This window comes from Pseudomonas sp. ADAK7, assembly GCF_012935675.1.
In the GTDB taxonomy this organism is placed as follows: Bacteria; Pseudomonadota; Gammaproteobacteria; order Pseudomonadales; family Pseudomonadaceae; genus Aquipseudomonas.
Genome location: NZ_CP052861.1, coordinates 2308912 through 2321054 on the forward strand (window position 1 = coordinate 2308912; position 12143 = coordinate 2321054).

The following is a 12143-nucleotide window of genomic DNA, read 5'->3' on the forward strand; positions in this document are numbered from 1 at the left end:
ATCATCGCGGGCAAGCCTTGCTCCTACGAGTGTTGCGCTTCAACCCGATCCCTGCCCGCTTGCTTCGCCGCATACACCCCCGAATCCGCCCGCAGCAACAGCGCGTCCGCGCCCTCGCCGACCTGCCAACTGGCAATCCCGAAACTGGCGGTCACCGTACCGACGCCGTCGATCGGTGAGCTGCGCAACGCTTGCCACAACTGCAAGGCCAGGACATGGGCGTGTTCGCCGTTGATGTCCGGGCACAGCACCATGAACTCCTCGCCACCCAGGCGACAGAATACGTCGGTGCGACGCAGGCGATGACCAATGCGCTCGCACACTGCCTGCAACACCCGGTCGCCCACGGCGTGGCCATGCTGGTCGTTGATGCGTTTGAAGTGGTCGATGTCGAGCATGATCACCGACAATTCGCCGCCACCGCGTTCGACCCGGGCCATTTCCATGGTCAGGCGCTCCTGGAAATAGCGGCGGTTGTGAATGCCGGTCAAGGAGTCGGTCACCGACAGCGCGCGCAACTCCTCTTCCACGCGCTTGAGATCGGAGATGTCCGAGATGTAGCCGTGCCAGAGCACGCCGCCGCCGGGCAGTTCCTCTGGAGTCGCCTCGCCCCGTACCCAGCGCAGGCCGCCCACCGGCAGTTGCACACGATACTCCTCGCGCCAGGGGCTGATGGTGTCGGCCGAGGCGCGGATCGAGGCGCGGACCCGGGTCGAATCCTGGGGATGAATCCGGGTGAAGATCGCTTCGGCGTTGAGCAGCAACACATCCGGTTCCAGCTCATAGATGTCGCGGATGCCGTCACTCGCATAGATCACACTGAAGCGTCCGTCGAATTCCATCTTGAACTGGTAGATGCCGCCGGGCACATGGGCGCTGAGTTTCTTCAGCAGCAAGTCCCGCGCTGCCAGGGCCTCGTGAACGCGCTTGCGCTCAGTGATGTCGATGCAGATCGCCAGGTGCCCGACCCACAGACCTTGCTCATCCAGCACCGGTGTCGCCAACATATTCACCGTCAGGTGGCTGCCATCCTGGCGCACCAGAGTCCATTCCCGGGCTTCATGACCACCCTCTTCGCCACCCTCGACCAGCATCGCCTGGCAGGTCGGGATCAGCTTGCCGTAACGCGCGCTCAACTCCGCCGAGCGCGCCACCAGTTCCCGGGGCAAGTGCAGGTTTTCCAGGGTCATGTGTCCCACTACCTCGGCCGCGGTGTAACCGAGCATTTGCTCGGCGCCGGCGTTGAAGGTGCTGATGACCCCGCGCAGATCGGTAGCAATGATCGCCACCTGGGTCGCCGCATTCAGCACGCCGCGCAACTGGCCGTGAGTGCCGCGCAGTTCCTGCTCGCGGGCGCGCAGTTCCTCGGTGCGTTGCTCGACCAATTTCAGCGCCCGTTGCCGCTGGCTGACCAGCACGTAGAGCAAGGCACTGAGCAACAGACTGAGCAAGCCGCCGAGCACCACCAGGCTGCTCGCCGAAGAGTGGTTGGCCTGCACAAAGGCTTCGCTGGGCTGGATGTCCACTTGATAGTCGTGGTCGGCCAGGCGCAGCAAGCGACTCGCGGACAGCTCACTGGCCGCCGGTGGCTTCGCCGATTCGTACAGCACTTCGTGTTGATCGTTGGTGGAGAGATCGAGGATGCGCACCGTCAGATAATCGCGTCCGGCCTCCGGCAACCCGTCGGCGAGCAACTGGCGCATGCTGATCACGGCCATGACGTAACCGAACGACTTGGTCGTCGGTGCTTGCAGGCCTTCACGTCGAACCACCGGCGCTACCAGCAACACACCGCGGGCATAGGCCGGTTCGACATTCACCAGGTGCATCGGTTGCGAAACCGCCATGCCACCGCGCGCGTCCGCCCGTTCCAGGGTGGCACGGCGCAACGGCTGGGCGAGCAAGTCGTAGCCCAGCGGCGAGCCGAGTCGACTTTGCGTCTGGCTGTACAGCACCACCACGTATTCATCGCGCTCCGCCGCCAGTTGCAATTCACCGGCAGCGTTGAGTTCTCGGATGGAAAAGTCGCTCACCCCTTGGCTGCGCACTTCTTGCTCGAACGCCGGCCGCTCGTCGCCGTACACCCGTTTCGCAAACGAGTACGCCTGGGTGCGATGCAATAAAGGTTGGGTGTAACCGTCGAATTCGGCGCGGGACACCGACTCGGAATTGGCAAAGAACCGGCGCAGGCCGTCGAGGCGCTGTTCCTGATCTTCGAAACGTTCTTCGATACGGCTGTAACGCTCACTGGCCAGCAGTTGGAAGCGTTGCCGCAATTGATGGTGAAACAGATTCAGCGTGCCCCACGCCAGCAATCCCGTGAGGATCCCGCCAGCGAGCAATACCAATATCGCGACCAGCCAGGCCGAGACATCTTCGCTGATAAAACCCAGGATCTTGGGGCGCACGGCGTGCAACGACATAAACGCAACTCAAAACGCCAGGTGCCGGAAAAGCCCATTGGCCGTGCTTGAGTTATAGCTATTAGCCACTAATTTGACCAGCGCTGAAAGTATCCAAGAGCCTTTAAAAATCAAGGCTCTGTGGATCCAATCAGATCAAGTGTCAGCGGGCCGTGATTTTCCAGGCACGGTGGATCTTGCCGTTGCGGGCAAAGTCCGGATCAATGGTCTTGTCGGTGATTTCCTCGACCGCGTAACGGGTGGTGAGGTTCTCCTCCAGCACGAACTTGCGGAAGTTGTTGGAGAAGTACAACACCCCGCCCGGCGCCAGGCGTGCCATCGCCAGGTCGATCAATTGCACCTGGTCACGCTGCACGTCGAAGATACCTTCCATGCGCTTGGAGTTGGAGAAGGTCGGCGGATCGATAAAGATCAGGTCGAACTCGTCACGGCAGGCATCGAGCCAAGCCATCACATCGCCCTGCTCCAGGCGGTTCTTGTCCGAGAAACCGTTCAGCGACAGGTTGCGACGCGCCCAGTCCAGATAAGTTTTCGACAGGTCGACGCTGGTGGTGCTGCGCGCGCCGCCCTTGGCCGCGTGGACACTGGCGGTCGCGGTGTAGCTGTACAGATTGAGGAAACGCTTGCCGGCCGCCTCTTTCTGGATACGCATGCGCATTGGCCGGTGATCGAGAAACAGACCGGTGTCGAGGTAATCCGTGAGGTTCACCAGCAGCTTCACGCCGCCTTCGTTGACCTCGACGAACTTGCCCTGCGCAGCCTGGCGTTCGTACTGCTTGGTGCCGCTCTGACGTTCGCGACGTTTAACCACCACGCGGCTCTTGTCGATGTTCAACGCCTGCGGAATGGCCGCCAGGGCATCGAACATCCGGGCCGAGGCTTTTTCCGGGTCGATGGATTTCGGCGCGGCGTATTCCTGGACGTGGACCCAATCCTGGTACAGGTCGATGGCCATCGAGTATTCCGGCATGTCGGCGTCATACACGCGATAGCAGTCGATGCCTTCACGCTTGACCCACTTGCCCAGGGCCTTGAGGTTCTTTTGCAGACGGTTGGCAAACATCTGCCCGCCTTCGCTCAAGCGCGGTTGCTCGATCACCACTGGAGCCGGTTTGATCGGGTTGCCGTTCTTGTTGTACTTCTCGTACTTGCCCGGTGCGACGTCGTTGTCAGCGACTTCGACTTCAGCCTGCTCGCGCTCGACCTGACGCTGCTCCGGGGTGCGGCGCTCGCCAGTGACGAACTGATCCGGGGTGACCTTGATCAGCAGCAGCTTGCACGGCAACGCGCCGTTCCAGAACGAATACTGTTTGTGGCTGCGGATGCCCATGCGCTTGCCCAGGTCCGGGGCGCCAGTGAATACGGCGGCTTCCCAGTTCAGGCAGGCCTGGCGCAGACGTTCACCGAGGTTCTGGTAGAGATAGAGCAAGCTCGCCTCGTCGCCCAGACGTTCGCCGTACGGCGGGTTGCAGATGACCAGGCCTTTCTGGTTCTGGTCCGGACGCGGCTCAAAGGTGCCGACTTCGCCCTGATAGATCTTGATCCACTCGCTCAGGCCGGCACGTTCAACGTTATTGCGGCCCGGTTGAATCAGGCGTGGATCGGCTTCATAGCCGCGAATCCACAGCGGTGGCTTGGCCAGGCCGGCGGCGCAACGTTCGGTGGCTTCTTCGTGAAGTTTTTTCCACAAGGCCGGGACGTGGCCGAGCCAGGCAGTGAAACCCCACTGCTCACGACGCAGGTTCGGTGCCATATCGGCAGCGATCATGGCGGCTTCTACCAGGAACGTGCCGACACCGCACATCGGGTCAGCCAGCGCACCGCCTTCGGCCGCAATGCGTGGCCAGCCGGAACGGATCAGGATCGCCGCCGCGAGGTTTTCCTTCAGCGGCGCCGCGCCCTGCTGCAAGCGATAGCCGCGCTGGTGCAGGCTGTGGCCGGACAGGTCGAGGGAGAGGATCGCTTCGCCACGGTCCAGGCGCAGGTGAATGCGCAGGTCCGGGTTGAGCTTGTCGATGGACGGACGGTCGCCCTGCGGGGTGCGCAGTTTGTCGACGATGGCGTCCTTGACCTTCAAGGCGCCAAAGTGAGTGTTGTCGATGCCCGAGCCGTGACCGCTGAACTCGACGGCCAGGGTGCCGTCGTTAAGCATGTGGTCTTGCCACTCGATGTCGAGCACGCCGTGGTACAGGTCTTCGGCGTCCTTCATCGGGAACCGCTTGAGCACCAGCAGCACCCGGTTCGCCAGACGCGACCACAGGCACAGGCGATAAGCGGTTTCCATGGTAGCCATGCCGCGCACGGCCGAGGTGTGCTCACGCGCTTCTTCAAGGCCAAGCCCGACGGCTTCCTCGATGAGCAGGCCTTCAAGGCCTTTGGGGCAAGTGAGGAAGATTTCGAATTGATCGGACATTGGAATTTCAGAGCCTTTGGCTGAGTGAACCGACAACGCATTGCCGGTCCGGTTTTCAATCAGGCGCTTTTCTAAAAGAGCGCCCGCGTGGCACGAAGGTGTGCCGTCCCACCCTGACTGCTCGGGTTAAAAGAGCTTAGATGTCAGGGCAGATAAAAAAGTTGAGGCAACAAAATGTCATAAAGCGACCCTTCGTCGAATAGTACCCCAGCGCAAACGTGGGTCATTCTCACTAAAGGATTAGCCCCGTCATACAGCGCGGGGCTGATCATACCGGGGTCTGACCAATAAATACGGGACAAACATCACGTTACTTATGGCCATAGCATCTTTATGGTTACGTTCTTATGACAAAACGATCATTCCCTCGATGTGACCTATTGGTTAGAACTCAACACAGGTTGACGTCGCAACGGCGTCAACACCTTGGCTCGCGACGCCGGCAGCGAGCCGCCAACGGCAGGAATTTTCTGCCAGACCTCGATTGAGGTCGACGCGATAAATACAGTCAACAAGTGAGGGCAACACCCTATGAGAAGACTTAAGCGTGATCCGTTGGAAAGAGCATTTTTGCGCGGATATCAATATGGCGTTGGTGGCAAATCCCGTGAGCTTTGCCCATTTACTCTACCGTCGGTACGCCAAGCCTGGATTAACGGCTGGCGCGAAGGACGCGGCGACAACTGGGACGGTATGACCGGCACTGCGGGAATCCATAGACTCAACGAACTTCACGCCGTTGGCTAACAAAGGGCCTGACACTGCAACACAACAACCTGATTACGTAACACCTTAACCACGCACGTCCCATCCGGACGGCGGGCTCCGGCCCAGGGGCACCCTAGAGGTGCCCTTTTTTATGCCCAAAACAACGCGAATCCTTGTAGCAGCTGGCGAAGCCTGCGTTCGGCTGCGAAGCAGTCGTGAATTCAGACACCATGGTCTTTGAGTTACACCGCGCATGCCGGGATTACGACGGCTTCGCCGCCGAACGCAGCCTCGCAGGCTCGGCAGCTGCTACACGATCAGCGCAAGGCTGCGATGGCATCGACCGATTCACGGATCAGCGCCGGGCCTTTGTAGATGAAGCCCGAATACAGCTGCACCAGGCTCGCACCCGCAGCGATTTTCTCAGCCGCGTGCTTGCCTTCGGTGATGCCACCCACGGCGATGATCGGCAAACGGCCCGCCAATTCTGCCGCCAACACCTTCACGGTGTTGGTGCTCTTGTCGCGAACCGGCGCACCGGACAGACCGCCCGCCTCGTCACCATGTTCCAGGCCTTCAACGCCGACCCGACTCAGGGTGGTGTTGGTGGCGATCACCGCGTCCATCCCGGTGTCGATCAGCGCTTGGGCCACCTGCGCGGTTTCTTCGTCGGTCATGTCCGGGGCGATCTTGATCGCCAGCGGCACATGTTTGCCGTGGCGCAACGCCAGTTCGGCCCGGCGTTGGGCCAGGTCGGCGAGCAATTGCTTGAGCGAATCACCGAACTGCAGACTGCGCAGGCCCGGGGTGTTCGGCGAACTGACGTTGACCGTCACGTAACTGGCGTGGGCGTAAACCTTGTCCAGGCAGATCAGGTAGTCATCCACCGCCCGTTCAACCGGCGTGTCGAAGTTCTTGCCGATGTTGATGCCCAGCACGCCTTTGTACTTGGCGGCCGCGACACGAGCCAGCAGGTGATCGACGCCGAGGTTGTTGAAACCCATGCGATTGATGATCGCCTCGGCTTCCGGCAGGCGGAAAATCCGTGGTTTTGGGTTGCCTGGCTGAGGACGCGGAGTGATGGTGCCGATTTCGACGAAACCGAAACCCAACTGGGCAAAACCATCGATGGCCGCGCCATTCTTGTCCAGACCGGCCGCCAGACCCACCGGGTTCGGGAACTCCAGGCCCATGACCTTCACCGGCATTTTCGCCGGGGCCTTGCACAGCAAGCCGTTGAGGCCCAAACGCCCGCCCGCGCCGATCAGGTCCAGGGACAGATCGTGGGAGGTTTCCGGGGAAAGTTTGAACAACAGCTGACGGGCCAGGGTGTACATGGGCGGGTTTGACTCGAATGGCGGCGAAATGAGGCGGCGATTATAGCCGGGCATCGGGGTCGCAAGCGAGGCGCACACGCAAATCAACGCTCGATGGCATATGCCTTGCACCGGCAAAGGTATCAGCACTCATGCCAACGACGGGATGAGTCGACGGACAATGGCGTCGTCACCCGGTTCTGCTCACGCGGGGGCCTGGGGCGACGCTTTTTTTTGCAAGGTGTTTAGCGATGAACGAAACCACAGTCGGCCCGCTGGCCTGGGTCAACGGCAGCGATGCCCCGGAAAAGTCCGCGATCAATGTCGGCTTCATGGCCCTGAGCGACTGCGCCTCGGTGGTGGTCGCCGCCACCCAGGGCTTTGCCCAACCTTATGGCCTGACGCTCAATCTCAAGCGCCAGTCGTCCTGGGCCAACCTGCGAGACAAACTGGTCAGCGGCGAACTCGACGCCGCCCACAGTCTCTATGGCCTGATCTACGCCGTACACCTGGGCATCGGCGGTATCGCGCCCACGGACATGGCGGTGCTCATGGGCCTGAACCAGAACGGCCAGAGCATCAACCTGTCCCACGGCTTGCAAGCGCTGGGCGTGACCGGTCCTGAAGCACTGCACCGGCACGTGCACCAAACTCGCCCAAAACTGACCTTCGCCCAGACGTTCCCGACCGGCACCCATGCCATGTGGCTGTATTACTGGCTCGCAAGTCAGGGCATTCATCCGTTGCAGGATGTCGACAGCGTGGTGGTGCCACCGCCGCAAATGGTCGCGCACCTGCAAGCCGGGCGGATCGACGGTTTTTGCGTCGGCGAGCCGTGGTCCGCCAGTGCGGTAAAACAGAATCTAGGTTTTACGATGGCGACCAGCCAGACCATCTGGCCCGACCACCCGGAAAAAGTCCTCGGCTGCACCCGCGCCTTTGTCGAGCAATACCCCAACACCGCCCGGGCGCTGGTGATGGCAATCCTCGAGGCCAGCCGCTTCATTGAAGAAAGCACCGAGAATCGCCGCAGTACCGCGCAGTTGCTGAGCGCGCCCGAATATCTCGATACACCGCTGGACTGCATCGAACCGCGCCTGTTGGGGGATTACGCCGACGGTCTGGGCCATCGCTGGCAAGACCCGCATGCCCTGCGCTTGCACGGTGGCGGCGAGGTCAATCTGCCGTACCTGTCCGACGGCATGTGGTTCATGACCCAATTCCGTCGCTGGGGTTTGCTGCGCGAAGATCCGGATTACCTCGGCGTAGCCCGTCAGGTCCAGCAACTAGACTTATACCGCGAAGCCGCGACGGCAGTGGGCGTTGCGGCTTGGGGCCAAGAGATGCGCAGCAATCAGTTAATCGACGGCAAGGTCTGGGACGGCTCGGACCCGGCCGGCTACGCCCGAAGCTTCAAACTCCACGCCATGAGCGACAGCTCGCCCCTTCTCGCCAGCCGCTGACAGGAGCCTGCGAATATGTTGCGTATCCTGCTGATCAACGACACGGCCAAGAAAGTCGGACGACTGAAAGCCGCCCTGACCGAAGCCGGATTCGAGGTGATCGACGAATCCGGCCTGACCATCGACCTGCCCGCACGCGTCGAAACGGTGCGCCCGGACGTGATCCTGATCGATACCGAGTCACCGAGCCGCGACGTGATGGAACAAGTGGTACTGGTCACCCGCGATCAGCCCCGGCCCATCGTAATGTTTACCGACGAACATGACCCCGGCGTGATGCGCCAGGCGATCCAGTCCGGGGTCAGTGCCTACATTGTCGAAGGCATTCACGCACAACGCTTGCAGCCGATTCTCGACGTGGCCATGGCCCGCTTCGAAAGCGACCAGGCCCTGCGCGCCCAACTCCACGCCCGAGACCAGCAACTGGCCGAGCGCAAGCGCATCGAGCTGGCCAAAGGCTTGTTGATGAAGATGAAGGACTGCAATGAAGAAGAGGCCTACACCCTGATGCGCCGCCAGGCCATGAGCCGCCAGCAGAAATTGATTCAGGTGGCGGAGCAGATTATTGCCATGAGTGAGTTGCTCGGCTAACCGATCGTTCCCACGCTCCGCGTGGGAATGCCGCCATGGACGCTCCGCGTCCGCCTTGTGATGTGACGCGGAGCGTCACGGGATGCATTCCCACGCAGAGCGTGGGAACGATCATGCCGAATGTGGCACAAATCTGGCTAAGTAATCCCCACAGGTAACCAACGGCGGTTGCCCCACCTACGACAAAGACGTCGCTCACCTCATTCGCCCATGGCGGATCCGGTGGCGGCGTTTTTTCGTTTTGGCCCCAGAGACCGGGGCCGGTGGTGCGGCCGTGGCGGCGCCCCACCTGCAAGCTCATGACTCCTTCTCGAGACGCTTAACAGCTGAGGTGCGCGATGAATTCAAGCTTCTGGAAATCCGGCCATACCCCGACATTGTTCGCAGCCTTCCTCTATTTCGACCTGAGCTTCATGGTCTGGTACCTGCTCGGCCCCCTGGCGGTGCAGATCGCTGCCGACCTGCACCTGACCACGCAGCAACGCGGGATGGTGGTGGCCACGCCGATTCTGGCCGGCGCAGTACTGCGCTTTGTGATGGGCCTGCTGGCGGATCGCCTGTCACCGAAAACCGCCGGGATCATCGGCCAGGTCATCGTCATCTGTGCACTGTTCGGCGCCTGGAAACTCGGGATCCACAGCTACGAACAGGCATTGGTGCTGGGGCTGTTCCTCGGCATGGCCGGCGCATCCTTCGCTGTCGCCCTGCCCCTGGCCTCGCAATGGTATCCGCCGCAGCATCAAGGCAAGGCCATGGGCATTGCCGGCGCCGGTAACTCGGGCACCGTGCTCGCGGCGCTGATCGCTCCGGTGCTGGCGGCGGCGTTCGGCTGGAGCAACGTGTTCGGCTTCGCCCTGATCCCGCTGATCCTGACCTTGATCGTGTTCGCCTGGTTGGCCAAAAACGCTCCGGAACGGCCAAAAGCCAAGTCCATGGCCGACTACCTCAAAGCCTTGGGTGATCGCGACAGTTGGTGGTTCATGTTTTTCTACAGCGTGACCTTCGGCGGTTTTATCGGCCTGGCCAGCGCCCTGCCCGGCTATTTCAACGACCAATATGGCCTGAGCCCGGTCACCGCCGGTTACTACACCGCCGCCTGCGTGTTCGGCGGCAGTTTGATGCGGCCGTTGGGTGGCGCTCTGGCGGATCGTTTTGGCGGCATCCGCACCTTGCTGGGGATGTATACGGTGGCGGCGATCTGCATTGCGGCCGTCGGGTTCAACTTGCCAAGTTCCTACGCGGCATTGGCACTTTTCGTCTGCACCATGCTCGGTTTGGGGGCCGGTAACGGCGCGGTTTTCCAACTGGTGCCGCAGCGTTTTCGTCGGGAGATCGGCGTGATGACCGGGTTGATCGGCATGGCCGGCGGCATCGGCGGCTTCGCCCTCGCGGCAGGCATGGGCGCGATCAAGCAAAGCACCGGCAGCTATCAACTGGCGTTGTGGTTGTTCGCCAGTCTGGGCGTGCTGGCCTGGTTCGGTTTGTACGGTGTGAAACGTCGCTGGAGAACCACCTGGGGTTCGGCCGCCGTGACGGCGGCGCGGGTCTGAGGCAGCGATGAGCCTGCAACTGAGTTTCGCCGAGGCCAGCGCCATCGGCCCTCGCGCGGAAAATCAGGATGCCTTGCGCCTGGTCACCCCGGCTCCGGCGCTGGCGGCGAGCAAGGGTTATCTGTTCGCCATCGCCGACGGTGTCAGCCAGTGTGTCGATGGCGGTCTCGCTGCCCGTTCGACTTTGCAGGCACTGGCACTGGACTACTACGCCACCCCGGAAACCTGGCCCGTTGCCGAGGCTCTGGATCGCCTGTTGTCAGCACAGAATCGCTGGTTACAGGCCAACGGCGGTGGGCAACCGCTGCTCACCACCGTCAGTGCTTTGGTCATGCGCGGTAGGCGTTTTACCCTGGCCCATGTCGGCGATTGCCGGGTGTATCGCTGGCACGCCGATCAGTTGCAGCGGGTCAGCGAGGATCACGTCTGGGACCAGCAGGGCATGCAGCATGTGCTCAAGCGTGCACTCGGGCTGGATCAGCATTTGGTGCTGGATTTTCTCGATGGCGAACTGCGGCTGGATGAGAGTTTCGTACTGCTCAGCGATGGTGTCTGGGCAGTACTGGGCGATACCGCCATTGCGGCGATTTTGCGCGATCAACCGAATCTTGATAGCGCCGCACAGACCTTGGTCAACGCCGCGCACCTGGCCGGCAGCCAGGATAACGCCAGCGCCCTGCTGGTGCGCGTTGATGCCCTCGGTGAAACAAGCATTGGCGATGCACTGATTCATTTGCAGCAATGGCCCCTGCCGCCGGCGCTGAAACCGGGGCAATGCTTTGAAGGCTGGCAAGTCGAAAGCATCCTCGGCCAGAGCCAGCAATCGCTGCTGTATCAGGTGCGGGACGGGCAACAACAACCCTGGCTGCTGAAAACCTTGCCCGGGCATTTGCACGATGATCACCTGGCCGGGCAGGCGTTGTTGTCGGAAGAATGGTTCCTCAAACGGGTCGCCGGGCGGCATTTTCCTGAAGTCCATGCCGCCACTCAGCGTCAGCATTTGTACTACGTGATGCGGGAATATTCGGGGCAAACCCTGGCTGATTTGCAGGGTCGAACCGGGTCGCTGCCTCTGCCCCAATGGCTGGATTTGGCCGAACGTCTGTTGCGGGCGGTTGGGATGCTGCATCGACGGCAGATCCTGCATCGCGACATCAAACCGGAGAACCTGCTGCTGGGGGACGACGGCGAGTTGCGCTTGCTGGACTTCGGTCTCGCCTACTGCCCCGGCCTGTCCGAAGATCAGCCTTGCGCCCTGCCCGGCACGCCGAGTTACATCGCACCGGAAGCGTTTCACGGGGAGGCGCCGACACCACAACAGGATTTGTATGCGGTCGGCGTGACCCTGTTTTTCCTGCTGACCGGGCACTATCCCTATGGCGAAATCGAAGCGTTCCAGCGCCCGCGGTTTGGCGTGCCGGTCAGTGCCAGTCGCTATCGGCCGGACCTGCCGGAATGGATCGCGTTGAGTTTGGAGCGCGCGGTCGCGGTTGATCCGCAGCAGCGTTTTGAAACCGCAGAAGAATGGCTGTTGCTGCTGGAACAAGGTGAGCGGCGCAGTTTGAGCGTCCGGCCCAAGCCATTACTGGAGCGTGAGCCGTTGAAGGTTTGGCGAACGTTGGCGCTGGTGTCGTTGGTGGTGAATCTGCTGTTGCTGTTTGTGGCGCTCCATTAATGGG

At 61.5% G+C, this 12143-nt stretch carries 8 protein-coding genes; 5 read left to right on the forward strand and 3 right to left on the reverse strand.

Annotation, left to right across the window (positions count from 1 at the left end):
- Nucleotides 1–23: 23 nt before the first annotated feature.
- Nucleotides 24–2423: a sensor domain-containing diguanylate cyclase gene (locus HKK53_RS10705; protein ID WP_169370799.1), complete on the reverse strand. Its 2400-nt coding sequence runs from the start codon at nt 2421–2423 to the stop codon at nt 24–26.
- 142 nt (nt 2424–2565) lie between these two features.
- Complete coding sequence (rlmKL, locus tag HKK53_RS10710) at nt 2566–4836, reverse strand: bifunctional 23S rRNA (guanine(2069)-N(7))-methyltransferase RlmK/23S rRNA (guanine(2445)-N(2))-methyltransferase RlmL (RefSeq protein ID WP_133836708.1); 2271 nt, start codon at nt 4834–4836, stop codon at nt 2566–2568.
- Between the two features lie 531 nt (nt 4837–5367).
- Between rlmKL and rmf the strand changes: the two genes are divergently transcribed.
- Entirely contained in the window at nt 5368–5583 is a 216-nt protein-coding gene (gene rmf / locus HKK53_RS10715; protein WP_003223300.1) for a ribosome modulation factor, read from the forward strand.
- Nucleotides 5584–5861: 278 nt separating this feature from the next.
- Here rmf and HKK53_RS10720 read toward each other — a convergent pair whose 3' ends face one another.
- Nucleotides 5862–6881 (reverse strand): quinone-dependent dihydroorotate dehydrogenase, encoded by a 1020-nt coding sequence (locus HKK53_RS10720; protein WP_169370800.1) that lies wholly within the window; start codon nt 6879–6881, stop codon nt 5862–5864.
- Between the two features lie 230 nt (nt 6882–7111).
- Here HKK53_RS10720 and HKK53_RS10725 point away from each other — a divergent pair, with 230 nt between their 5' ends.
- The 4 genes from HKK53_RS10725 to HKK53_RS10740 all read left to right on the forward strand — a co-directional run bounded on the left by HKK53_RS10725 (nt 7112) and on the right by HKK53_RS10740 (nt 12139).
- Entirely contained in the window at nt 7112–8323 is a 1212-nt protein-coding gene (locus tag HKK53_RS10725) for a CmpA/NrtA family ABC transporter substrate-binding protein (protein ID WP_169370801.1), read from the forward strand.
- Between the two features lie 15 nt (nt 8324–8338).
- The gene (locus HKK53_RS10730) at nt 8339–8914 is read left to right on the forward strand and encodes an ANTAR domain-containing response regulator (protein ID WP_169370802.1); all 576 of its coding nucleotides are present in this window, start codon (nt 8339–8341) and stop codon (nt 8912–8914) included.
- A 338-nt stretch (nt 8915–9252) separates the two neighbouring features.
- A complete protein-coding gene (locus tag HKK53_RS10735) occupies nt 9253–10464 on the forward strand; it encodes a nitrate/nitrite transporter (protein WP_149660575.1) in 1212 nt (403 codons plus the stop codon).
- Between the two features lie 7 nt (nt 10465–10471).
- Entirely contained in the window at nt 10472–12139 is a 1668-nt protein-coding gene (locus tag HKK53_RS10740; RefSeq protein WP_169370803.1) for a bifunctional protein-serine/threonine kinase/phosphatase, read from the forward strand.
- Nucleotides 12140–12143 lie beyond the last annotated feature (4 nt).

Excerpts from the sequence above, each read along its gene's own strand:
- HKK53_RS10705 (WP_169370799.1), bottom strand. The coding sequence starts at position 2,423 with ATGTCGTTGCACGCCGTGCGCCCCAAGATCCTGGGTTTTATCAGCGAA.
- HKK53_RS10740 (WP_169370803.1), top strand. The coding sequence starts at position 10,472 with ATGAGCCTGCAACTGAGTTTCGCCGAGGCCAGCGCCATCGGCCCTCGC.
- rmf (WP_003223300.1), top strand. The coding sequence starts at position 5,368 with ATGAGAAGACTTAAGCGTGATCCGTTGGAAAGAGCATTTTTGCGCGGA.
- HKK53_RS10720 (WP_169370800.1), bottom strand. The coding sequence starts at position 6,881 with ATGTACACCCTGGCCCGTCAGCTGTTGTTCAAACTTTCCCCGGAAACC.
- HKK53_RS10730 (WP_169370802.1), top strand. The coding sequence starts at position 8,339 with ATGTTGCGTATCCTGCTGATCAACGACACGGCCAAGAAAGTCGGACGA.
- rlmKL (WP_133836708.1), bottom strand. The coding sequence starts at position 4,836 with ATGTCCGATCAATTCGAAATCTTCCTCACTTGCCCCAAAGGCCTTGAA.
- HKK53_RS10735 (WP_149660575.1), top strand. The coding sequence starts at position 9,253 with ATGAATTCAAGCTTCTGGAAATCCGGCCATACCCCGACATTGTTCGCA.
- HKK53_RS10725 (WP_169370801.1), top strand. The coding sequence starts at position 7,112 with ATGAACGAAACCACAGTCGGCCCGCTGGCCTGGGTCAACGGCAGCGAT.